General features: G+C 35.7%; 23 protein-coding genes. 13 read left to right on the top strand and 10 right to left on the bottom strand.

What is annotated here, in order from left to right; all coding sequences use genetic code 11:
* Window positions 1–4 precede the first annotated feature (4 nt).
* Window positions 5–2,452 (bottom strand): bifunctional aspartate kinase/homoserine dehydrogenase I, encoded by a 2,448-nt coding sequence (gene thrA / locus C4F49_RS11395; RefSeq protein ID WP_196935964.1) that lies wholly within the window; start codon window positions 2,450–2,452, stop codon window positions 5–7.
* 473 nt (window positions 2,453–2,925) lie between these two features.
* On the opposite strand from thrA, the gene C4F49_RS11390 reads away from it, so the two are divergent.
* Window positions 2,926–3,507: a C40 family peptidase gene (locus C4F49_RS11390; protein WP_196935963.1), complete on the top strand. Its 582-nt coding sequence runs from the start codon at window positions 2,926–2,928 to the stop codon at window positions 3,505–3,507.
* Window positions 3,508–3,686: 179 nt separating this feature from the next.
* Window positions 3,687–4,202, top strand: a complete 516-nt coding sequence (locus C4F49_RS11385; RefSeq protein ID WP_196935962.1) for a phosphoribosyltransferase family protein — start codon at window positions 3,687–3,689, stop codon at window positions 4,200–4,202.
* Between the two features lie 37 nt (window positions 4,203–4,239).
* Here the strand turns inward: C4F49_RS11385 and C4F49_RS11380 are convergent, their stop codons facing one another.
* The 5 genes from C4F49_RS11380 to C4F49_RS11360 all read right to left on the bottom strand — a co-directional run bounded on the left by C4F49_RS11380 (window position 4,240) and on the right by C4F49_RS11360 (window position 9,908).
* A complete protein-coding gene (locus C4F49_RS11380) occupies window positions 4,240–5,661 on the bottom strand; it encodes a LysM peptidoglycan-binding domain-containing protein (RefSeq protein ID WP_196935961.1) in 1,422 nt (473 codons plus the stop codon).
* A gap of 99 nt (window positions 5,662–5,760) precedes the next feature.
* Window positions 5,761–5,982 (bottom strand): twin-arginine translocase TatA/TatE family subunit, encoded by a 222-nt coding sequence (locus C4F49_RS11375; protein ID WP_231388283.1) that lies wholly within the window; start codon window positions 5,980–5,982, stop codon window positions 5,761–5,763.
* 73 nt (window positions 5,983–6,055) lie between these two features.
* Window positions 6,056–7,261, bottom strand: a complete 1,206-nt coding sequence (locus C4F49_RS11370; protein WP_231388282.1) for a murein hydrolase activator EnvC family protein — start codon at window positions 7,259–7,261, stop codon at window positions 6,056–6,058.
* Between the two features lie 171 nt (window positions 7,262–7,432).
* Complete coding sequence (gene lolB1 / locus C4F49_RS11365; RefSeq protein ID WP_231388281.1) at window positions 7,433–8,221, bottom strand: lipoprotein insertase outer membrane protein LolB1; 789 nt, start codon at window positions 8,219–8,221, stop codon at window positions 7,433–7,435.
* A complete protein-coding gene (locus C4F49_RS11360) occupies window positions 8,199–9,908 on the bottom strand; it encodes a tetratricopeptide repeat protein (protein WP_196935959.1) in 1,710 nt (569 codons plus the stop codon). Before C4F49_RS11360 ends, lolB1 begins: the two co-directional genes overlap by 23 nt.
* A 287-nt stretch (window positions 9,909–10,195) precedes the next feature.
* On the opposite strand from C4F49_RS11360, the gene rplM reads away from it, so the two are divergent.
* The 8 genes from rplM to C4F49_RS11320 all read left to right on the top strand — a co-directional run bounded on the left by rplM (window position 10,196) and on the right by C4F49_RS11320 (window position 16,778).
* Window positions 10,196–10,639 (top strand): 50S ribosomal protein L13, encoded by a 444-nt coding sequence (rplM, locus tag C4F49_RS11355; RefSeq protein ID WP_196935958.1) that lies wholly within the window; start codon window positions 10,196–10,198, stop codon window positions 10,637–10,639.
* An 11-nt stretch (window positions 10,640–10,650) separates the two neighbouring features.
* A complete protein-coding gene (gene rpsI / locus C4F49_RS11350; RefSeq protein ID WP_196935957.1) occupies window positions 10,651–11,037 on the top strand; it encodes a 30S ribosomal protein S9 in 387 nt (128 codons plus the stop codon).
* An 18-nt stretch (window positions 11,038–11,055) separates the two neighbouring features.
* Window positions 11,056–11,868 (top strand): 30S ribosomal protein S2, encoded by an 813-nt coding sequence (rpsB, locus tag C4F49_RS11345; RefSeq protein ID WP_196935956.1) that lies wholly within the window; start codon window positions 11,056–11,058, stop codon window positions 11,866–11,868.
* A gap of 159 nt (window positions 11,869–12,027) precedes the next feature.
* Complete coding sequence (gene tsf, locus C4F49_RS11340) at window positions 12,028–12,864, top strand: translation elongation factor Ts (RefSeq protein ID WP_196935955.1); 837 nt, start codon at window positions 12,028–12,030, stop codon at window positions 12,862–12,864.
* 119 nt (window positions 12,865–12,983) lie between these two features.
* Window positions 12,984–13,433: a GNAT family N-acetyltransferase gene (locus C4F49_RS11335; RefSeq protein WP_196935954.1), complete on the top strand. Its 450-nt coding sequence runs from the start codon at window positions 12,984–12,986 to the stop codon at window positions 13,431–13,433.
* Between the two features lie 22 nt (window positions 13,434–13,455).
* Complete coding sequence (locus C4F49_RS11330) at window positions 13,456–14,010, top strand: nuclear transport factor 2 family protein (RefSeq protein ID WP_196935953.1); 555 nt, start codon at window positions 13,456–13,458, stop codon at window positions 14,008–14,010.
* A 164-nt stretch (window positions 14,011–14,174) separates the two neighbouring features.
* Window positions 14,175–16,211: a coiled-coil domain-containing protein gene (locus C4F49_RS11325; protein ID WP_196935952.1), complete on the top strand. Its 2,037-nt coding sequence runs from the start codon at window positions 14,175–14,177 to the stop codon at window positions 16,209–16,211.
* A 120-nt stretch (window positions 16,212–16,331) separates the two neighbouring features.
* A complete protein-coding gene (locus tag C4F49_RS11320; protein WP_196935951.1) occupies window positions 16,332–16,778 on the top strand; it encodes a WapI family immunity protein in 447 nt (148 codons plus the stop codon).
* Between the two features lie 508 nt (window positions 16,779–17,286).
* Here the strand turns inward: C4F49_RS11320 and C4F49_RS11315 are convergent.
* The 4 genes from C4F49_RS11315 to C4F49_RS11300 all read right to left on the bottom strand — a co-directional run bounded on the left by C4F49_RS11315 (window position 17,287) and on the right by C4F49_RS11300 (window position 21,434).
* Complete coding sequence (locus tag C4F49_RS11315; RefSeq protein ID WP_196935950.1) at window positions 17,287–18,711, bottom strand: MFS transporter; 1,425 nt, start codon at window positions 18,709–18,711, stop codon at window positions 17,287–17,289.
* A gap of 36 nt (window positions 18,712–18,747) precedes the next feature.
* Window positions 18,748–19,788: a bifunctional transcriptional activator/DNA repair enzyme AdaA gene (locus C4F49_RS11310; RefSeq protein WP_196935949.1), complete on the bottom strand. Its 1,041-nt coding sequence runs from the start codon at window positions 19,786–19,788 to the stop codon at window positions 18,748–18,750.
* Window positions 19,789–19,883: 95 nt separating this feature from the next.
* Complete coding sequence (locus tag C4F49_RS11305) at window positions 19,884–20,969, bottom strand: PDDEXK nuclease domain-containing protein (RefSeq protein WP_196935948.1); 1,086 nt, start codon at window positions 20,967–20,969, stop codon at window positions 19,884–19,886.
* A gap of 60 nt (window positions 20,970–21,029) precedes the next feature.
* Window positions 21,030–21,434: a tyrosine-type recombinase/integrase gene (locus C4F49_RS11300; protein WP_262894794.1), complete on the bottom strand. Its 405-nt coding sequence runs from the start codon at window positions 21,432–21,434 to the stop codon at window positions 21,030–21,032.
* Between the two features lie 352 nt (window positions 21,435–21,786).
* Here C4F49_RS11300 and pckA point away from each other — a divergent pair, with 352 nt between their 5' ends.
* The 3 genes from pckA to C4F49_RS11285 all read left to right on the top strand — a co-directional run bounded on the left by pckA (window position 21,787) and on the right by C4F49_RS11285 (window position 24,600).
* Window positions 21,787–23,391 carry a phosphoenolpyruvate carboxykinase (ATP) gene (pckA, locus tag C4F49_RS11295; protein WP_196935947.1) on the top strand — a complete coding sequence of 535 codons (1,605 nt, stop codon included), beginning with the start codon at window positions 21,787–21,789 and terminating at the stop codon, window positions 23,389–23,391.
* A 64-nt stretch (window positions 23,392–23,455) separates the two neighbouring features.
* Window positions 23,456–23,869 (top strand): DUF6157 family protein, encoded by a 414-nt coding sequence (locus C4F49_RS11290; RefSeq protein WP_196935946.1) that lies wholly within the window; start codon window positions 23,456–23,458, stop codon window positions 23,867–23,869.
* An 8-nt stretch (window positions 23,870–23,877) separates the two neighbouring features.
* Complete coding sequence (locus C4F49_RS11285; protein WP_196935945.1) at window positions 23,878–24,600, top strand: hypothetical protein; 723 nt, start codon at window positions 23,878–23,880, stop codon at window positions 24,598–24,600.
* Window positions 24,601–24,652: the final 52 nt, after the last annotated feature.

Genomic DNA, 24,652 nt, shown 5'->3' with positions numbered 1-24,652 from the left:
ACTATTATGCACCAACATTTACTAAATCTGCAAACACGCCACCGGCAGTAACTTCTGCACCAGCACCAGGACCTTTCACGACCAACGGACGTTCTTTGTAACGTTCTGTTGTGAATGAAATGATATTATCCGAACCTGACAATGCATAAAATGGATGCTTATCATCTACAAACTCCAATACAATGGAAACTTTTCCATTTTCTAATTTCCCGATGTATCGAATGACCTTATTTTCGCTTTGTGCCTTATTCTTCAGTTCATCAAAATACCCATTCGCTTTCAGCAATTCCTCATAAAACGATTCGACTGATTCTGCTTTCAAACATGATTCCGGCAAAATATTTCCTAAATCTACATCAGAAGCTTCAATCTGAATTCCTGCATCACGAGCAAGAATCAGCATCTTGCGCATAAAATCAACTCCGCCCAAATCATCACGAGGATCAGGCTCGGTATATCCCAATTCTTGCGCTTGCTTAACTACATCATAAAATGATGCTTCGCCAACAAAATTATTAAAGATGTACGAAATAGTTCCGGACAAAATCGCTTCAATTTTTAGCAACCTATCTCCGCTTAACATCAAGTCTTTCAGCACGCTCACGATTGGCAGACCGGCACCAACATTTGTCTCATAATAAAAATCGACACCATGTTTTCTTGCTGTATCATGCAATAATTTATATTGATCGTAAGGACCAGAGTTCGCAATTTTATTGCAAGTAACAATCGAGATATTCGATTTAAAAATATCTTCATAATAAGATGAAGGCAATTTACTAGCGGTGTTGTCGATGAAAACACAATTTGGCAGATTCATCATTTTCATGATTTCAACGAAATTTGCTAAATCTGCAACTTCCCCATGCTCATCCAATAGGTTTTTCCAATTGGACAAGTCGATTCCCTGCACATCAAATAACATTTTTCGCGAGTTGGAAATCCCGACAACTTGAATATCCAAGTCATTGTTATTCAATAAAAAATCATATTGTTCGTGCAACTGCTTGAATAAAGTACTTCCAATATTTCCTGTCCCCAAACTAAAAACGTACAAGGTTTTCTTTAATTCAGCAAAAAATGCATCATGCACAGCGTTCAAGGCTTTGCTTAAATCGTCTTTAGAAATAATCACAGAAATATTGAATTCAGATGAGCCTTGTGCAATTGCACGCACATTAATCCCATTTCTTCCCAAAGCATGAAACAAACGGCCTGACATGCCAGGAGTTTTCTTCATGTTCTCGCCAACGATTGCCAAGATGGATAAGTTTTCTTCAACTTCTGGAATGGATAATTTATTGGCTTCCAGTTCCAATTCAAATTCTGCTGAAATCAACTCCAACGCTTTGTTCGCGTCTTCAGGATTGACCGCAAATGTGATGCTATGTTCAGAAGACGATTGGGTAATTAAAATCACATTGATTTGCTCGCGAGCTAACAAAGTAAACAAACGACCTGAAAAGCCTGTTTTGCCAATCATTCCGCTTCCGCTCAAATTGATGATTGAAATATCAGCGATGGATGAAATGCCTTTGATTGGATAAGCTGATTTATCAGATTCGAACTGGATGACCGTACCCGGAAATTCAGGTTGGAACGTATTTCGGATAACGATTGGGATTTTCTTTAAGAATGCAGGAATCATCGTTGGCGGATAAATTACTTTTGCGCCGAAATACGACAACTCCATCGCTTCAGTGTACGTCAGCGTAGCTAAAGAAAAAGCTTTGCGCACGATGCGAGGGTCCGCAGTAAGCATTCCGTTGACATCCGTCCAGATTTCAATTGCTTCTGCATTTAAAACCGAACCAAAAATAGCAGCTGTATAATCCGAACCGCCACGCCCTAAGGTTGTGATTCTTCCTTTTTCGTTGGAACCGATAAATCCAGTAACGAACAACAATTTATCAGAATGAGATTGTGCTAAAGCCTGAATCAACTGCGTAGTCAAGGGTTCCAGCACATGGGCATGGCCGAAATTAGAATCTGTTTTTACATAATGAGAAGCATCGATGAATAGCGATTCAGGAATATATTGTTCCATGATTTTGGAAACCAGGTAATTTGAACAGCGCTCACCATAAGAAACGATTAAGTCCTTGCTCTGCACGCTGATTTCTCTAAGCGCTGAAACTCCCTGAAGCAATTCTTCCAGCTCATTGAACAGCAATTTTAACTTCGTGAATACCGGATTTTGATATTTAACAGCTAGCAAAGCCTTGACAACTTCAAAATGTTTCAGCTCTAATTGTTTCAAATCATCATCGAAAGCAACTCCGACAGCAGCATCTTCAGCCATTTTCGTTAAGAGATTGGTGATTCCCGACATTGCCGACAAAACTACAAGCGGTTTTTCTCCAGCCTCGTATGATTTCTGGACAATATCCAATACAGCATTTATGCTTTCTATTGACCCAACTGATGTTCCTCCGAATTTTAATACTTTCATTCTGTTATGTTCGTTTTTATTGTGAAATAAAAAAAGCCTTCCGTTTCGGGAAGGCTTTTCTTTATGTTGTACTTTTTACTATACACTAGAATTACCTTCCCGAGAAATTTTTCCGGTAGTAATAATAATAGAAATAGTAATTGTGTTGAAATTCATATTTATCTTTTCTGCCGTAAATATAGACTAATAAATTAAATTAATGAATTAAAAATAAAAAATATTTAAAATTTTGGCAATTTATAGTCGATTTGATTGAATAATTGACATATAGACCAATCTTTTGAAGCATTGCTCAGCGAAAGGTTGTGTCAATAAACGTTAAAATCAAATGTTAAAAATGTTAAAGGTTTGTTAAAGAAATGAGCTTTTGTTTGGAAAATTAGACAGTATGTAGTACATTCGCTTCAGTTCTAATAAAAAACAGAGCAATTTGTCGAAATCAGAACTAAGTTTTTGTAAATAAAAGCGATTAAATGAATACAAAGAAACTAGTGGCAGGAATGCTCTTCATAGGCTTATGTCTAGTGTCGCAGGCACAAACAAATAATCAAACAAAATCAGCTGACCCTGATAATTTAGCAAAAGAATACTTCTCTCAAATCATGGGCGTTGCGGTAAACGCAACAACTAATACGAAACTTTATCAATTTGTGTACGAATGGTTAGGAACTCCATACCGTTTAGGTGGTGATTCTAAACGCGGTATTGATTGTTCTAAGTTTTCGTTGGCTTTGTACGAAAATGTATTCAATACAACCATCGGGTATAACAGCAGAAATCAATACACAAATGTTACTCCAGTACGCAAAAATGATTTACAAGCGGGAGATTTAGTATTTTTCAAAATCAGAAGCAAAAGCATTACGCACGTTGGTGTTTATTTAGGAGATGACAAATTTGCACATGCTTCATCAAGCAAAGGTGTAATGGTAAGTAACCTGAACGAAGCTTATTGGAAAAGATATTACTACAATGGCGGACGTCCGAAATTAGATGAAGAGCACCGCATCATGACTGCAGATATATCTAAAAACGATAAAGATAATTTGAACTAAGCGAAACAATCGTTTCAAAAAATATACAGCGGGATTATCCATCAAGATAATCCCGTTTTTTATGCCCATTTTATTCAATTCAAAAACAGAAACAAATCGATTTTGCTATTCAGAATCTGAAATCATGTAGGTTTAATTAAAAATGAATTAGTAATTTTACGAGAATTCAAACAATCCGTATGTCGACAAAGAAAACGTTAATTCTAAATAAAGAACAGATTAAACAAAAATCCTTGAGAATAGCTTATCAGATTATCGAAGACAATTTTGATGAGCCATCATTTGCGTTGGTAGGGATTGCTGAAAGAGGCTATTTTTTTGCGCAGCGCCTACAAAAAATATTGCAAGAGATTGCACCTGAAAAGCAAATTGATTTGTTAAAAGTTTCTGTTGTGAAAAACAAAAGAAGCTTGGAAGCAAAAACTGACCAACCAATAGAAAGCGTAAAAAACAAAGTGATTATTCTTGTCGATGACGTATTGAATAGCGGAAGGACGCTTGCGTATGGTTTAGGAGCTTTTATAGATGTTCCTTTAAAGAAAATGCGCACAGCTGTCCTTATTGACAGAAGCCATCATAAATTCCCTATTTTCAGTGATTATTATGGACTGAAATTATCAACCATTTTAAAAGAACATGTAGAAGTTGTTCTTGAAGAATTCGATAACGAAGAAGATGCTGCTTATTTGATTTAAGCAGCATCTTCTTTACCTATTTATGGCTCGAAAAAGTCTAGCTTTTTGAAATCTTCAATTTAGTTCCTATTCTAAGGTTTGCATTTCGCAGATTATTATCCGACTTAATTTTCGTTACAGTCGCTCCCTTATACTTACTGGCAATTCCTGACAAGGTATCTCCTTTTTTCACGACGTAGGTAATGTACTTCGCGCTCGTCGCCGGTTTACTCGCCAATCGAGTATTTTCAGGCTTGCGGACAACTAAATTTCTGCCGCTTATTGAGCTCTTTGATGTCAATGAATTCCAAGAACGAAGCTCTTGAACAGAAACGCCATATCTATCGGCTAAAGCAGTCAATGTTTCACCATTTCTAACTTTATGCGTCGAGCTAGTGTATTGGTTCGTTTTCTCAATGGAAGCATATTCAAATGCTACAGGAAGATTTGCCGGAGAATTCAATGCGGCATAAACTAACGAATCATTTAAACTGCCTTCGTGAGGCAACAACAAGCGTTGAGGCAATTCCACAGAACCATTCACAATATTCTTTTTGTAAGAAGGATTAAACTTCTTTAAAATATCCAGCGGTAAATTAACGGCTGAGGCAACATGCTGTAGATTTACGGGCTTATCGACCATCAATACCTCGTAATCCATAGCCATTTCTGAATTTGGAATTTCTAAGCTGTATTCGTTGCTGTGATTAAGCACATAAGTCATTGCGATGAATTTCGGAATGTAATTCCTCGTTTCTTGTGGCAAGAAAGATGACAGTTGCCAAAAAGTTGGCTGATTAATTCCTGAACGAGCAATCGCTCTGCGCACACAACCTCTTCCGCAGTTGTATGAGGCCAAAGCCAGCAACCAATCGTTGAACTCATCATAAGCCTCAAACAAATACTTTGAAACCGCGTATGAAGTTGCATACGCATCTTTACGCTCGTCGACATAGGTATTCATCGAAAGGTCATATATTTTAGCCGTGGGATACATGAATTGCCATGGGCCTACAGCTCCAGAGGTCGACACCAAATTAGGGTCTAAAGATGATTCAACTACTGATAAATACTTCACTTCATCGGGAAGTCCAGTTTCCGCAAAAATCTTTTCGTAAATCGGAAAATAAAATTGGCTTAAACCTAGCAGCTTCTCTATGTAAGGTTTGTAATTTCTTGAGACATACTTTTCCAGATAAGCTTTCACCTGGTCATTGTATTCTAAAGGAACCGTTTTTTGGATTCTTTGCAGACGTTTGACAATCATCACGTCTTCATCATCAAATGAAATTTCTTTCTGAGCATGTTGTTTAATCGAATCGAGGTGATTGTAGATAATTTCGTTTTGCTTCTCTACATTGGTCAAAATAATGCTTTGAAAAACGCCGCTTCCAGATTCTTCGGCGATTTCCTGAGCACTTACTTTTTGGACAACTAAAACAAATAATACGGTTAAAATTTTTAAAAATGTTCTTTTCATAGATTATTCCAACTATTGGTTTTGAGAAATGCTATAAATAAAAAAGTTTCATTAAGTCCTTAGACCTAATGAAACTTTCGTATCATTTAGAATGATAAATTAACGTTGATTGTTAACTGTATCATTATTGGGTGTAGTCGTGTTGTTGTTGCTGTTATGTTCTGCTGGCTCTTCACGTTGACCATCTTTAAACTCCTTCACACCGCGACCTAGACCACGCATCAATTCAGGGATTTTTTTACCCCCAAATAACAATAGAACCAATACCACTATGATGATAATTTCTTGAGTTCCAATAAATAATAACCCTGATGTATACATAACTTTTAAATTTATAGCTTTTAGCAAACTGCTAAGCACATATTAACAAATATAACTATTTTTTTTATTACTCTTATTTCCCAATCCAAATTTCAGGGTTCACAGCGTTCGTACCTTGGTAAATCGTTAAGTCAATTGTGGAGAATCCTAAATCTGAATTTTCTCCCGCAACCCCTACTGATTGACCTGTACTTACTTTTTGTCCCTTCGAAACGGATATTGATTTTAAATTCGAATACACCGTAAAGAACTCTCCATGCTGCACAGCAACCGCTCCTGTTCCACCCATCATAATCGCTACTGTAACAGTCCCTGAGAACACAGCCTTGACTGGAGCACTATCGCCCGTACGAATCGTGATGTAATCATTGAATACACGCACGCCTCTTTCCACCGTATTCATACCATAACGCGCAACAATGTTCCCTTGCGAAACTGGCCAAGGCAATCCGCCTCGGTTGGCTTTGAAATCTGCAGAAAGTTTTGTCGCTTCCGGTGTTGCATTTAATACCGCAGAACCCGTTTTCTTTTCTACTGTTTTCTCAGCTTCTTCTACCGTTTTTCCTGTTCTTCTCGCTTCGGCCTCAGCCAAACGACGAACGCGTTCCTCTTCTGCACGTCTAGCAGCTTCCACCTCGCGGCGTACAGCATTCTTGATTGCTGCATCCAGTCGTTTAAGCTCCTGTTGTTTCTTGGTCAATTGACCTCGGAATGTACGTTCTTCTTTGGCTAATTGATTTAACTCCCTTGAATGTTCCGAACGGTCTTTGGCAATTACAGCACGTTCCGCTTGTTGTTCCTTCAACAAAGCATTTTGTGTTTGCTTATCGCGTTCCAGTTGAGCAATCTTAAGCTCAATTTCTTTTTGCGTTTTCTCAATTTCACCAGCTTTAACTTTACGCGCATCATTGAATTGCTGTAAATACTTCACACGCTTAAAGCCCTGGTTAAAATCTTTGGATGCAAAAATAAACATCATCTTATTGTATGCGTTCTTATTGCGAAAAGCGAACAAAATCATCTTTTCGTAATCCTTACGCATTTTCTCTAATTCAGCTTTTAGCGAGGAGACGGCTTGGTTGTTTTTTGAAATCTGATTGTTCAATACCCTCAATTCTGAATTGATGGTGCTGATTTTATCTTCCCGAAGGTCTAACTGCCTGCTTAATGCAGAAACCTCCTTTTGAGATAATAATTTTTCTTGCGTTTTCGCTCGAATAATTTTTTGAAGTTCAGCGATTTCAGAATCTATCTTCTCTCGTTGTTTCTTTAATTCCAAACTACTTTGAGCAAAAGTAATTCCGACACAGAGAAACAATAAACTTATACTTGCTACTATTTTTTTAAAATACATGAACCGCACTAATTTCTTTTTCGGTTTTAAAACTTTCAAAAATAAGGATATACACAATACGAAAGTAAAAAAACTGAATTTAATATCTTTGTATCACTAATTTATTACTTTGTATCGCGACGGAACTGCGAAAGGAATTTCCACATTTTCGTTAAATTCTAACTTGCTATATTCCAAATTAGCTTTAACTTCGATGTTGTCTCCTTGCGCCTGCAACGAAAATACTTGCGGGAATCCGTGCCCATTTACTGTTGTATAATTTCTATACGTTGCTTCCATATTTTGATTTACGCCATTTTCAGTCAATTTAAACAGGTAAGGCCTATGACTTTCATTTAGGCCATAATTAAATGTCAAATCATCTTTGATTCCAATAATCTGTACATCATCCTCGCTTGAAGCAACTTGAACATTTTCGGTCCTTAACAAATTCGAAGAAATGTTTCCGACCAATAAATCTTGCAGAATATCAAATGTAACGCCTTCGCTTGTGTAATTATAGATGTAACTGAAAGGTTTGCTGATATAGGTGCTTTGCAGTTTATTCAAGATTTTGACACTATCCGGAGTGATCAAAACACGCGCAACTTCAATTCCCAATAAAGCAGTCACCGAAATCCAGATTGCTTTATCTTTTTGGATGCGAATATTTGCCGTCACATCATGAGATGCTTTATTCAACGAAACTTTAGCTTTAGCTTTACCCGAAAACGTAAAATAATTCAGGTTACTTACTTCAAACGTCTTAATGACATTGTTGTTTTCTATCGTACCTTTTGACATATTCTTTTTTCTTGATGCTGCATTTTTCTTTGAATGACATCCGCTCAAGAGCACAATCATCAGCGAAAATAATGCGGTTTTAATCAATATACTTTTTCTCACTAATCTTTAATTTAATTTTTTGATTTTGTTCTGTATCACCGGAGCTTAAAGTCAATGCCTTTTCCCATTGCTTTATTGCGTCCTTCTCTCTCCCATTTTTCATTAAAATATCTCCATAATGTTCGAACAATACCGCCGACACATCTGAACCTCTTACTGCTTTTTCAATCCAAACTAACGCTTCCGGATAATTTCCTTGCTGAAACAACACCCAAGCATAGGTATCTTGATAAGTGCCCGAATTCGGGTCAATCTCATTTGCTCGCTTAGCATGTTGCGCAGCTGTTCCTAAATCCTGTTTCCGCAACGACAAATAATAAGCGTAATTATTCAGCGCCGACACATTTTCTTCATCCAAACGAATCGCTTCTTCATAAGCCACGTCGGATGCAGAAACCATTTTCAATTCATGGTACAAATCTCCCAATGAACCATAAATCATCGATTGAACAAATTCATTTTCGTTGGTGCTTAAATTTAATGCCTGCTCAAGGTATTCTCTAGCTTGCGCCGTATCTTTATCAAGCATGTAGGCTATTCCTGTAAAGTACGTAAGAATAGCACTGCTTGGATTTGTATGCATTGCTTCTTGTCCATGCGCGATAGCAGATTTAAAATCACTCATCGACAATTCGACGTTAATCAGCTTTCTCCAAGCATCGACGTGTCTCGGATTAATCCCTACAGCAGTTAAAAACAGCGAACGGGCTTCCGACAATTGCGTCTTTATCCAAAGCACATCGCCCTTGAATACATGGCTATCGGCAATGCGTGGATATTTTAGCACCAATATATTTGCAAGCTCTTGCTTTTGGTCAAGCGTCAATTTATTTTGTCCATTAATGACCGATTGCATGACCCGATGTTTGTCAATGTATTCGACCATATCCGATTTGAAAGCCATTTTCAAGGCATCAAATGCCTGAACTTCTTTCTTGCTCGCCATCATTGCGTCAGCTAAGTCGAGGTATAACAAATCATCTTTTGAATTTTTGAGACCCTCTTGCAAAACGATTACCGATTGTTTAGGATTTTGTTCCTGAAGATAGATGTATCCCAATGTGCTATATACCTGACGGATTGGAGATGCCTGTTTCTGCCATTTCACCAAAATAACTTTAGCTTCATCCAAGCGCTTCAAATCGACTAGGATTTCAGCCTTTAATACATCGATCGTATCCGACTCTCCCAATACTTCGACCGCTTCATCGTAACTTTTTAAGGCAAGTTCAGATTGCTTGCTGGTATGGAGCAACATGATTTTCTCACGTCTTAATTGCGAAATGCTCGGATTAAGCGCAATCAGTTCATCGACTAACAATATGGCAGAAGCGAAATCACCTTTACTTTTGTACAATTCCATCAGGTAATTCGAATAAAGCAAATTGGTTTTCTCCAATTCATAAGCCGACTTGGCCGAAGGAATCGCGGTGTCTAAATCACGGCCTTGTCCATAAATCAATGCTTTCGCATAATGAACCTCGGAAGCATCTGGATATTCTTTCAAAATCTCATCAAGCGTGGCCAATGCATTGGGAATGTCCCCAGTTTTCAACCGCTCTTCTACCTGCATTAACTTATTATGGTAAGGCTTCTCGAGCTGTTGCGCTGTTACACTACCTAAACTGCTTAATTGCAAGAAAACATAAAAGGCGACTACTAAACTGAAATATTTATTTTTACTCATTAAAAAACTGAATTTTTGAATTATTTATTTCGATGAATTTCACGTTTACAATTCATCTAATTTAACAAAGATGACTAAAATTCCATTAAGTTTAATTTAACAACCCTTAATAATTGTTAAATCAAAATTGCGAAGGACACAGATGTACGATTAAATAACGTATAAACCTGTATAACATTTTAGAAGATATTATTTTTTTACAATAAATATATTTCATACCTTTGCAGTCCTAATTGTAGTGAGTACAGTAGGATAAAATAATTTTATAAATAATTAATCAAAAGCAAGTGAATACGTTAAGTTACAAAACTGTCTCTGCCAACAAGAACACCGTTACCAAGGAATGGATCGTTGTTGACGCTGAAGGCGAGATTTTGGGGCGTTTGGCTAGTGAAATCGCGAAAGTTATTCGCGGAAAGAATAAGCCTTCCTTTACCCCTCACGTAGACTGCGGTGATAATGTAATCGTTATCAATGCAGACAAAATTAGATTGACAGGAAACAAAATGGGCGACAAAACTTATGTTCGCTACACAGGTTATCCAGGTGGTCAACGTTTCGTGACTCCAAAAGAGTTATTGGCAAAACATCCTGAGCGCATCGTTGAGAAAGCGGTACGCGGTATGTTACCTAAAAATCGTTTAGGTCGTCAATTGTTTAAAAATCTTTTTGTTTATGCTGGTGGCGAACACAAGCATGAGGCACAAAATCCAAAACCAGTTAAATTTTAAGGAGAACCGACATGTCAACAACTAATACTTCAGGAAGAAGAAAAACTGCTGTTGCCCGCATCTACTTAGGCGCTGGTAGCGGTAACATTACCGTAAACGGTAAAGATTACAAGGAATATTTTCCAACATTGCCTTTGCAATATATCGTAACACAATCATTAAGTGTTGCTGAAGCTGTTGCAAATTTTGATGTTAAAGTTAACGTTCAAGGTGGTGGTGTCAAAGGACAAGCGGAAGCTGTTCGTTTAGCTATTGCGAAAGCATTAGTAGAACTTGACCCAGAAGTTAAACCAGCATTGCGCGCAAAAGGATTGGTAACTCGTGATGACCGTATGGTTGAGCGTAAGAAACCAGGACGTCGCAAAGCTCGTCGTAAATTCCAATTCAGTAAACGTTAATCTAAGGAGGCACAAAAAATGGCAAGAACAACTTATCAAGACTTATTGGATGCAGGTGTGCACTTTGGTCACCTTACTCGTAAATGGGATCCGAAAATGGCTAAGTACATTTTCATGGAACGTAACGGCATTCACATTATCGATTTAAATAAAACTTTAACGAAATTGGACGAAGCTGCTTCAGCTATCAAACAAATCGTTAAATCTGGTCGCAAAGTATTATTCGTAGCGACTAAAAAACAAGCGAAAGAAATCATTGCTCAACAAGCACAGGCTGCAAACATGCCTTTCGTTACAGAGCGTTGGTTAGGTGGTATGCTTACCAACTTCGCTACAGTACGTAAATCCATCAAAAAAATGTCAAACATTGACAAAATGCAAAAAGATGGAACTTACGATGTATTATCTAAAAAAGAAAAATTGATGATTCAACGTGAGCGTATTAAATTAGAAAGCCTTTTAGGAGGTATCGCTGATTTAAACCGTTTACCTGCTGCTTTATTCATCATTGATGTGAAAAAAGAACACATCGCTGTTGCTGAAGCAATGAAATTGAACATCCCTACTTTCGCAATGGTAGATACAAACTCTGACCCTACGAACATTGACTTCCCTATTCCAGCGAATGATGATGCGACTAAATCCATCAGCTTAATCGCTAACGTAATCGGACAAGCAATCCAAGAAGGATTAGACGAACGTAAACGTGATAAAGAAGATGACGTCGAAAAAGAAGCTGCTGCTGCTAAAGCGGCTGTGGATAACGGAGAGGAAGCAGTTGATGCGAACAATCCTGGAAGACGCGCTCGTAAATCAAAAGACGTAGAATAATTTTCTATAGCAAACCGGATAAACATCGCTAGTTTCAGGAAATTATTCCTTAAGCCAGTATGTTTGTCCGGTTTTTTTCTTAATTAAACTTAACAGCAAAACCTTATTTTAATAACATGCTGTTATCATTCAACTAGTAATTTTATAAAAAAAAATATCATGTCAGTACAAATTTCTGCATCAGATGTAAACAAATTGCGTCAACAAACAGGCGCAGGTATGATGGATTGTAAAAAAGCTTTAGTAGAAGCTAACGGTGACTTCGAAGCTGCCGTTGACTATTTACGTAAAAAAGGTGCTAAAGTAGCTGCAAGTCGTCAAGATCGCGAATCTAACGAAGGAGTAATCATTGCAAAAGCATCTTCGGATAAAAAATCAGGAGTAGTTGTTGAAGTAAACTGTGAAACAGATTTCGTAGCTAAAAATGCTGATTTTATCGCTTTCGCGGAATCAATCGCTGAAACTGCTTTGGCTAACAAACCAGCTTCTTTAGATGATTTGAAAGCTTTAGAAATCAATGGTGTTAAAATCGCTGATTTATTGATCGACCAAACTGGTAAAATCGGAGAGAAAATCGAAGTTTCTACATACGAAACTGTTGAAGCTCCTGAAGTTGTAGCTTATATCCACGCAAACTACCGTTTAGGTGTTTTAGTTGGTCTTTCTGCTGCTGGCGAAGGTGTTGAAGCTGCTGGAAAAGATGTTGCTATGCAAATCGCGGCAATGAATCCAGTTGCTATCGATAAAGATGGTGTTGATTCTCGCACAATCGAGCGTGAGTTAGAGATCGCGAAAGAGCAAATCCGTGCAGAAGGTAAACCAGAAGAAATGGTTGAGAAAATCGCTGCTGGAAAATTAAACAAATTCTACAAAGACAATACGTTATTGAACCAAGAATTTGTTAAAGATTCTTCTAAAAACATCACTCAATTCTTAGATGGTGTTTCTAAAGGATTAACAGTTTCTTCATTCAAACGTGTACAATTAGGAGCTTAATTCTAATTCGTCACCGAATAGCAAAAAATCCCGCTTAGCAATAAGCGGGATTTTTTTGTGCTTCATAATCCTAGATTTGGATAGAATAACCTAATTTTAGTCTGTCAAAATAGTATTTCATGATTTCATTAGTAAAAACCGATTCCTCGGATAGAGATTTTCGAAGCCTCGTTAAAGAATTAGATAGCGATTTAAAAATACGTGATGGAGATGAGCATGATTTTTATCATCAGTTTAATAAAATTGATGCTCTCAAACAGGTTCTAGTTGCTTACGAGAATGAAACCGCAGTGGGTTGCGGAGCAATCAAGGAATTTTCAAAGGATGCCATGGAGGTCAAACGCATGTACGTGCTTCCCTACCAGCGAGGAAAAGGAATTGCAAGCAAAATTCTTGCAGGTTTGGAGAACTGGGCATCTGAACTTGGTTATGCATCTTGCGTATTAGAGACAGGAAAGAAACAGCCGGAAGCCATTGCTTTGTACAAAAAATCGGGCTATCGAATCATACCTAATTATGGACAATACATTGGAATCGAAAACAGTATTTGTTTTGAGAAAACAGTCTAAACAACCTTTAAATTTATCATATATGAAAATCATCAAAAACACAATCTTGGGTGCATTAGCGATTGCCTTGTTTATGGCATGTTCGGATACTAAGAATTCAGGAACTTCAGAATCTACGAGCAATCTTGCAGATACGGCAAAAGAGAAAATTGAAATCTCCAACTTGCTCGACTCGTTCAATGTGGCTGTTGCCAATGCGGACTTCGACAAATATTTTAACTATTACACCGAAGACGCAATCTTTATCGGAACGGATGCCACGGAGCATTGGGATAAGAAAGCGTTTATGGCTTGGGCGAAACCCTATTTTGATTCAAAAGAAACCTGGAATTTCAAATCGTTAAAACGACATATTTATTTTGGAAAGCATGACGATATCGCTTGGTTTGACGAATTGCTGGATACGCAAATGAAAATCTGCAGAGGTTCTGGCGTGCTTGTTAAAGTTGGCGAGGAATGGAAAGTACAGCAATATGTATTGTCTATGACCATTCCGAATGATGATCTAGATGCTGTATTGAAAATCAAATCTCCAAAAGAGGATAAATTAATTCAGGAATTGAAAAGCAAAAAATAAGCATAAATTTATTATTGTTTACAAGCCTTGATGGTGTCTTCAGCATAGCGTTGCAACTACATTCGCTATTCTAATACCGAATTAATTATTTCGTTTTTCATAATATAAGTTACTAAAAATATGTATTTTTATTTCGCCAATAAAAGACCGAAATACTAACAAATATGGGGCAATTAAAAGAGGACAACAGACTGCTCGCATCTCTAGCAGTATTTAGAGAATTATACAATTCCGAAAAAGACGTATATGGTATTATCTCTATATTCTTGGCGGACCTAATTAAAATTGAAAATCTATATAGTTTCAGCTTAAATGAAATAACTTCTAAACTCAACAATACGTTTGAATTTGAAATTCCTGATGCTGTCGTGAGAACATCACTTGGCAGGCTAACATTCTTAGAAAAACAGCAAGGAGCTTATTTTGTAAAAGATTTTTCAAATATTGACACGCATACTTTTGACCAAAAAAGACAAACGATCCAATCCAATAATGAGACTATAATCGATAATCTTTTCAAGTTTATAGAAACAGAAAAAAAAGTAACACTTTCAGAAAAGGATAAAGAAAAGATTTCACATTCATTTTGCTGTTTTCTACTTGATGTCAATAATGGAGATGAATACGTTGAGTATGTTACATCATTTATTTTAAATAGAGAAGCTGATATTGATTTTAAACAACAACTAAATTTAATACGGGAAGGAGTAATATTATACAGTGGAATTAAGTATAACAATAACATTAATGACTTAGGAACTTGGAGAACCGAACTTACCATATTTATCGATACCGAAATTTTATTTCATATTGCGGGCTTTAACGGTGAACTTTATCAAAAATTGGCGACTGACTTTTTAAATTATGTTAAAGAGATAAATCAAAAAGCACAAAAAAAGCTAATTAAATTAAAGTATTTTGAGGAAGTAAAAAATGACATTGAAGGCTTCTTCACGAAAGCAAGACACTTAATTGAAGGGAATGAAAGACCATATCCAAACGTAACGGCTATGGTATCAATTATTAACGGTTGCAAATCGGCAGCTGATATTTTGGGAAAGAAATCTGACTTCTACACTTTACTCAAATCTTACGGTATAGAGGAAGACAATTTCAGGGATTATTTCAATCCTAATAATCACAAATATAACATCGTAAGTCAAGATATAATCGAAAGTGTGAGCAAAGAAATTGATAAGGATGCAGAGCCTTTTTTAAGATTTTTAAATTATGTCTCTATTCACCGAAAAGAAGCTAATTCTAATAATTTTGAAAATATAGGTTTCTTATTGTTAACAGGCAATTCGACAACTTTGAAAGTCGCTTGGAATGAATTAATGAAAGATGAAGGCTTTGTTCCAATGGCTACACATCTAAGCTTTCTTACAAATAAATTTTGGTTTAAACTCAATAAAGGCTTTGGTAAGGCATCATTGCCGACATCATTTGACATAATAACAAAATCTCAAATAATTCTTTCAAAAGTCCTAAATGATAATGTGGGTGCTAAATATGAAGAATTACAAAACGATTACAATAAAGGAAAACTAACAGAGGAACAAGCAAAAGCCCGTATTATTGACCTTCGTAATAAAGTTAGAAAGCCGGAAGAAATAAAGAATGATACAGTAAACGATGTCCTAAATGCTATTACTGAAGATAGTTTAGAGAAATTTATTGAAGAACAAACCCACTTTAAAATTAAGGCAGAACAACAGCAAGAAAATAACGTAAAACTTATTGAACAGTTAGAAACCAAAAGAGATATTGAAACACAATTATTGGCGACAAAAAAGGATTTATTGCAAGAAAAACTCAACCTAAAAGACACTCTTGAAAAACAACGAAGACCACTTGAAAGGAAAGCTAAGAAAAAATATCAAAACTTAAAGACATTAATTGGAAGCATCATTTTAGCATATTACATTCTATTCATAGTAGCTATTTTCCATTTTACGTGGAACATAATGGAACAATATACATTTATACTAAGTATTATCCCTGTGGTTGCTTCAATTATCTATTTGTTGATGACAGAGCAAACTATAAACCCATTGAAATATTTGAAAATTCTAGAAGAACGATATTTAACTCAAACATATGACGAGTTCAATTTTGACCTAAATAAAGTCTCAGAAAATGACGCTGAAATAGGCAAACTAGAAACAGAAATAATAGAACTAAAAAAAGCCAGCGGGTAACATGGTATTGCCAAAAGCGATACTGAAGTGCTTCGATTGAACTTTATTGCTAAAAATCCCTGCGTTAGGCAATACCAGAAACTTTAACGATAATAGCTGACAAACTCATCGCTGAAAAATATGGAATCATTTTTATTAAAAGGAGAAAATGGATATATCAAGGTCGAATTAGAACAAGTTTTTGATTTTCCGAATGGAACTAGTCATTGGGGAGGGTATGATGTAAAAACAAATATTGAAATCAAATCTGGAAATTTTAAAGTAAATTCTTCCTTTTATACTTCAACTGGTGAAATTTATCTTTTTTATAATTCTTTAAAGGAAAAAAATAACTTGTTAAGTGGACAAGTATTTTACAAAAATCACGAAGAAAACACCTTAATAACTTTGACTTACGACGATCTCGGGCACATCGTTGTTGAAGGTACTTTTTCAGAAGAAAATCAATTCAGCAATAACTTAGATTTTGAATTCCATACTGACCAATCTTATATCAAATACACAATAAAGGAACTCGAAACTATTGTGAACAAATATGGAGGAATGACAGGAATAAAAGATAAATAAATTGCTACTACATCTATCAGTGTATTGCCAAAAGCGGTGATGAACGGCTTTGATTGGACATTTGTGCAAGGTTCAACATTCGTTCTTAGATTGAATCTTATTGCTAAAATTCCCTGCCTTCGGCAATACCCAAAACGTTAGCGGCAAGCGTAACCGACCGTACTTCCACAACCAGGCGACAGAATATTGAATGAAAAAATACACGGCAAACTACTCATATACAAATCCGAATTTTGTAATTCAGAACCTTGTAACAAATCAGACAAATTCTGACTTGTTACCGGTTTTGTGTGTAACGAAAAACATTTTGCAACGTGGTTTCCCGACAACTCTTTCAAAATATCTGCAATCTCAATTAGGCGAAATTCACAAACTTGAGAACCTTGAAGAACGCTTTTTGTTTGCCACAAATCAGACACCTGTTTGGAACAACACCATAAAAGGCGACAGAGAACGCAACTACTTTCCTTGTTTATTATTCTGCTGTCTTGAATATTTTTTCTATTACCTACTCCATACTATGTAAAGTATTTGTTTCAGATTTATAATTTTTAGGCAGTTTAGATAACATGAACCACACTATAAAAAGACAAATAACTCCTGCTGACAAACCTATTTGCAAGGCTAATAAATAATCATTTTTAAAATGATCGCTCTCAAGTATTGAATAAAATATCCCCCCAATTATACTGATTCCTAACGCAGAAGCAGTCTGTTGAAAAGTAGAAAATATTCCGGAAGCAGCACCAGCATCTTTTTCCTCAATATTATTCAACACTACATTTAATAGAAATGGAAGCACTAAACCATTGCCTAATCCATATATTCCTAAAAACAACATAGAAACAAATGGAATGTCTTTCTGGGAAAAATATATAATTTGTAAAACAAACGATATTAAAATAATTATTAAACCTAATTGTAGAACACGTTTTCCATATTTTGGCAGTAATTTTCCTGCAAATACTGATGAAATCATGAATAAAATAGCATGAGGAATAAAATACATACCGCAAGCCAAGGCTGATATTCCTAAACCACTTTGTAAATAAACAGCAACAATCAATAAATATGCAGTATGTAGCATAAAATGAAATAATACAGCAAACAACCCTATTTTGAAATCTTTTAATTTGAACAGTGAAATATCAATTAAAGGATCTTGCTTGTTCAGTAGTTTAGTTTTTTGAATAATAATAAACCGCAATAGAAATGTTATGGTCAATAATGTCATTGCATAAAACCACCAAGGAAATCCATTTTCTCTACCCTCAGTCAAAGCATAAATCATACAAGCTAAGCCAAAGGTTAAATACAGAGCTCCCTTATAATCGAATCTTACTTTTTCTAATTTTGGTGTTTCAGGCAAATAAAAATGTATTGCTAATAGAGATAATATACCAATAGGAAGATTAATGAAAAATATTAATCTCCAACCTTCAATTACAAAATGTGTTTCAGCTAAATATCCACCTAAAACTTGTCCAATGATAGCAGCAATGCTCAATGTAATACCATACCAACCAATCGCTATGGCTCTTTCCTTACTATTTGTAAACAATACTTGAATTAATGAAATAGATTGTGTTACCATAAATGCAGAACTTACACCTTGAAAAAATCGAGCAACATTTAATTGTGTTGCATTTTGGCTTAAACCACATATACAAGATGTAATTGTAAACGCCAACATTCCCCAAAAGAAAACTTTCTTTTTACCTAAAAAATCACCAGCACGCCCTCCAGTTATCAAGAAACAAGCACTTCCTAATAAATACGAAGCAATGACTAATTGTATCTCCGCATCTGAAGCATTTAAATTTGCCTTGATAGTCGGAATTGCAACATTGATGATGAAAATGTCAATAACATACAATAAGGGTGCAGTAAGCACTACAAAAAGTGCAAACCACTTATTAACAGCAGTTTTCATGAAAATTAAAAATTAAAAAGCGTTGAAAGGTATTTACTAGGAATTTTGACTTTCTAATTCTAAAAGCCATTTTTTGCGCCAAATACCCCCACCATAACCTGTAAGGCTACCGTCTGCCCCAATGACACGATGACAGGGAATTATTATAGAAATAATATTCATTCCATTGGCATTTGCAACTGCTCGAACAGATTCTGGACTACCAATATAAGTTGCTTGTTGTTTATAAGATTTTGTTGTACCATACGGAATGTCTTTAAGAGCTTTCCATACACTATTTTGAAAATCAGAGCCTGGAGTATGCAAAGGGACTGTAAATTGTTTTCGTTTTCCTTCAAAATATTCTTTCAGTTCATTTTCTAATAAAAGGAAATGTGCATTATCACCCTGAACAATGGTTGCATTTAATGATTTGGCAAGAGATTTAAATTCAGTTTCGAGCATTTTTCTGTCCGTGAATTCAAGCAAGCAAACCCCTTTTTCTGTAGCACAAACATACATTGTACCTAAAGGTGTTTCAATTCTTTTTAAATCAATAATATTTTGTTGTTTACTATTTTTAGGAGAAACACCAAAAATTTGTTTAAAAGAATCTCCAAATCCACTTAATGAATCAAATCCTGAATTAAAAGCAACATCTGTTACAGATTCTCCTTTTCGGATTTTCTTGAATGCTGAATTTATTCTAAACATTCGCTGATAAGCTTGGAAAGTAATTCCGTGATTTCTCATAAACCAACGTCTTAATTGATTGGGTTCAATACCACGCTTAACCAAATCGAAATCTTTAAATTTCAGACTTGGGTCTTCTGAGAGTTCGCTTAAAATTTGTTTAATGTAAAATGGCGTTTCATTTAGCAAATCCAAAGGATGGCATACTTTACAAGGTCTATATCCTTTTAATATACATTCTTTGGTAGATTTATAAAACTCAATATTTTCTGGCTTTGGTTTTCTTGCTGTACAAGATGGGCGACAAAATATCCCTGTTGTTTTTACGGCAGTAAAAAATACGCCTTCAAAAGCAACATCTTTATCTAAAATAATCTGATACATTTGTTCAAAATCTAGTTCCATAACTTTTTCGCTTTACGTCATTGAACAAAATTAAAACAGCTCCACTCTATATACAACCGAAAAATTGACAAGTATTTTTTTAGTGCAAAATATTTTTATTTTTCTTTCAAATTGCTCTCCAAAAACAACTCGTGTAATTTTTGTTGTAGCAGTTTTTTGTCGGGTAATTGCATTTGGTATTCGGCAACCATTGTGGGCGAAAGGCTTCTGCTTAAGGCATATTCTACCACTTCGCTGTCTTTGTCTTTACACAATAATATACCAATACTCGGATTTTCATTGGCTTTTTTTACATCACGATCTAGAGCTTCGAGATAGAAATTGAGTTGACCTAAATGTTCAGGCTTAAACTTATCAGCTTTCAATTCAAAAGCTACCAAACATTGTAATCCTCGATGATAAAATAATAAATCGACATAGAAATCAGAGTTTCCAACTTGAACTTTGTATTCTTCGCCGATAAACAAAAAATCCTTACCCAATTCTAAAATGAAATTTTTCATTTGATGGATTAAGCCTTTTTGTAAATCACTTTCGTTGAAAGGTTCGGGAAGGTTTAAGAAATCGAAAATATAACTGTCTTTAAATGCGTTGGTAATATCTGAGTTTATTTCTTTTAACGCTGTAGGAAGTTTAGCATTTCCAATCATTGTACGCTCAAAAACAGCACTATTAATTTGGCGTTCTAATTCTCTTACGCTGTAATTTTCTATAATACTTAAACGAATGTAAAATTCTCGCTCTTCTTCGGTTTTACGACGTGAAAAAATTGTTCGATGATGTGTCCAGCTTAGTTGAGCCAAAAGGGTTTTTCTAATATCCTGAGGTTGAAATTCAAATTGTGTCCCCACTGGGGCGACAATTTCATTATTTTGATTATCAGCGTTTTGTGATTGTCTCCCCGCTGAGGCGACAAATTCAACATTGGCATAAGTTTCATAAAATTGTATCATTCTATACAAATTAGCACGATTGAAACCTTTCAATTCTGGATTGTTTTTTTGAATGAAATTTGCCAATTCATCCACGGTTTTATCGCCCCATTCTGCAACAGAAAGTTTTTGTTTGATGTAAGCTCCGATATTCCAATATAGGTTAATTAACTCCACATTTACAGCTTTTACCGCATTGTTACGAGATTGTTGTATTAAAAGAATAATGTCTGTAAACTGTTGTTCCATAGCTTTCTGAATATGTTGTAAAATTACAAATTATTGTTGCTGATTATGATGTATAAAAGACTAATTCACGTATTGTTCTACCGCTTTGTCTAATTCTTCACTAATCACTTTAGCGTAAATCTGCGTTATGCCGATGTCTGAATGGTCTAAAAGTTTTGAGACATATTCTATACGCATTCCATTATTTAACGCATTTGTAGCAAATGTATGTCGGCTTAAATGAAACGATAAACCAAAAGGCAATTCCATATCCTTACCTAATCTTCGCAATTTTTGACCGCACAAAATATTTTTCGCATTAATGATATGGGCTTGGTATTCTTCATTGGCATCAAACATTTCCACATCTTCAATAATTGGGAAAACAAAATCCGAAGGTGGTGAAATTTCTGTTTTGTATTTGTTCAAAATATCAATTGCAATCTGACCGATTTTAAAATTGTGTGTTCTTTTGGTTTTGCGAATATCTTTTGTAACGCGCGTACAACAATCCTATTTTTCTATTTCTCTTTTGCGTTATTTTGTTCTTACCTTTTTCTATAACTAATTTTAAAAAATAGTCTTCCTTTTAGCATTTGCTAAATACTTTTAGCACGCTTTAAATTGACTTGAAACAGAATAAAAAACTTTTAAACAACATATATTCCGTACAAGATTTTTAATAATAGCTACAAAACAGAATAATTATAAAATTTATTTTCTTTAATACCAAAGGAATTTTTACATTTGACAAGGAAAGGAAGCGAGCTTATTTAACCAATTTAATAGCACCCTGCATTAAGAGATAATAAGAAATCGATTCGTAATTGTGAACCAAATGCAAGAAATAAAGCTTAACAAGCAACAAGCAGATTTAGCTAACTTGGGATTAAGGAATGCTAAAGCAAACTGGAATCTTTCAGCGGATGAATTAGTCCAAAAATCACTGGATTTAGAACAAGGAATTTTAAATGACACGGGCGCGCTTTGTGTACATACCGGAAAATTCACGGGCCGTTCGCCAAAAGATAAGTTTACGGTGCATGATGAATTGACAAAAGATACCGTTGATTGGGGTGATGTCAATATTGCGATGTCTTCTGCTGTGTTTGATCTATTATACAACAAGATTATTAAGCACCTGGATAAAAATGAAATTTGGGTTCGTGATAGCTATGCATGTGCAGATCTAAACTACCGCTTGCCTATCCGTGTTGTTAACGAAACGCCATGGGCTAATTTATTCTGCCATAATTTATTTCTACGCCCTACGGCTGAAGAACTTGATCAGTTCGAACCCGAATGGTTAATCCTTCAGGCTCCAAGTTTTCTAGCTAATCCGCTTACCGATGGCACAGTGAATGAAAACTTTACGGCAGTAGATTTTACGCGAAAGATCATTTTGATTGGCGGAAGCGCTTACACAGGAGAAATGAAGAAGGGGATTTTTTCCGTTTTGAATTTTATCCTTCCTCACAATAAAAAAGTCTTGTCTATGCATTGCTCTGCAAACGAAGGAGAAGATAAGGATGTGGCTTTATTTTTTGGACTTAGCGGAACTGGAAAAACCACATTAAGTACCGATCCAAATCGAGCATTAATCGGCGATGACGAGCATGGCTGGGCAAATTGTTCGGTTTTTAATTTTGAAGGCGGATGTTATGCCAAATGCATCGATCTTTCACAGGAGAAAGAACCTGAGATTTGGAATGCGGTAAAACATGGTGCTTTACTGGAAAACACGACATTTTATCCTGACAGCAATACCGTAGATTTTGCAGATGGTAGCATCACAGAAAACACGCGTGTGGCTTATCCAATTAATTTTATTCCAAATGCAAAAAATCCATCCTTTGGAGGCGAACCCAAGAATATTTTCTTCCTGACTTGCGATGCGTTTGGAATTCTGCCTCCGATTTCAAAATTAACGAAAGGTCAGGCAATGTATCATTTTGTCAGCGGGTATACGGCCAAGATTGCTGGAACAGAAATGGGCATCAAAGAACCGCAAACAACATTTTCAGCTTGTTTCGGCCGAGTGTTTTTGCCTTTGCATCCTGTTGAATATGCAGAATTATTAGGCGAAAAATTGCAAAATAACAGATCGATCAACGTCTGGCTGATTAATACAGGTTGGATCGGCGGACCTTATGGTGTCGGTAATCGCATCAGCCTTAAATATACACGGGCAATGATTAGCAGTGCCCTATCTGATGAACTAAATCATGTAAATTATGTTACGCACCCCAATTTTGGCGTAAAAATGCCAATAACAGTTCCGAATGTACCATCGGAAATATTAAATCCGAGATGGCTATGGAACGACAAAAATCTATATGATAGAAAGGCAAATGAATTAGCTAAGTTATTCATCACCAACTTTTCGAAGTATGCGAGCGAGGCAAATGAAGAAACCTTAGCAGGAGCTCCGAAAATAATTTAAACGATAGAGCTGTAAATTCTTTTTCGTAAATTTAATGTATGCATAAATTTTTTAATTGAAAATGATGAAAAAGCATACAACAGATTATTTCAATACATTGATTGAAGTCTCGGAAGATTGTCCTGCAGGGAAGGGAGAAAAACCGCCCGTTAAGATGGATAAACCAACGATCGCAAATTTTCAGTTTGATCAATTGATCAATCATCCTTATCAATTCACATCAGATGAGCTCTTGTTTCAACAGCATGTTCGTAAAAACGACATTGCGGAAGCAAATCTTGATTCGGAAAAAGAAAAATTTTTCTCTAAAGGGCAACCTTGCCTTCGAACTTCTGCCCTAGCTAAGCGTTATGGCTGGGGAATTCATTACGATGAAAATGGAAAAATAGCACTATATCCTAGAGAATCCGAGCGCTATCAGCAATTTGCTTCAGATGTTTCAATTTCAAAAGTTAAGGCAATGAAATCATCCAAATAGACAGATTTATGAGACATCTCCTACTAATTTTTCTTTTCGCTTTTGCAAATTCAGGCTTTGCCCAACAGGAAATCTGCAGAACAGACATTTTATTGGGAAATAAAATATCAATCGAAAATCAGTTAAGCCGATTTGAGCAGTATGATTTTTCTTCTGTTTGGCTGGCGAGCGAAGAAGAAACTGTTTACGGAATTCTTACTGATGATTATCAGCGCATACAAATTAAATTCACCTCGATCATAAAAAATACGACTTTCCCAAATCATTACAGCGTGACAGGAAAATCAAATGTCGCAGGTAATATTGGTGATTTTTCGGGAGAAATTATTGTAGATACGATTCAGCAAATCGTCTCCGAAAATTGGGGCGTGGATGATGAATACAAAGATAAGGGCATTATTTTTCAAGGATTGCTAACCGGAAACTATTATTTTAAAGAAACGCTAAGCAGTCCGCACGCGGGAAGTTTTGAAGGAACTTTAAAAAGCCTGTTTTTGATTGACAAAGACAATCAAGTAGCATACAATGCAATCGATATGATTTCTGATGGATATTTCAATAATGCTTTTGTCGGCACTTGGACGCTTTATGGTTCAGAAAAACCGGAGATTTGTAATTGGGGAGATTATCGAGTTCCTTATTCAAAATGCGATTTTGATATTGGTTCCGGCGAATTTAGCGTATCTGATACATACTTAAAAAATGGCTGGGAAAATTTGAAAAATAATTAAATAATGAAGAATGGAAATGCGCTTGAGGAACAGATAACAGATTATCATTAAA

This window comes from Sphingobacterium hungaricum, assembly GCF_015210005.1.
GTDB lineage: Bacteria > Bacteroidota > Bacteroidia > Sphingobacteriales > Sphingobacteriaceae > Sphingobacterium > Sphingobacterium hungaricum.
Note: the sequence above shows the minus strand (reverse complement) of the source record. Positions and strands in the feature narration are given on the sequence as shown.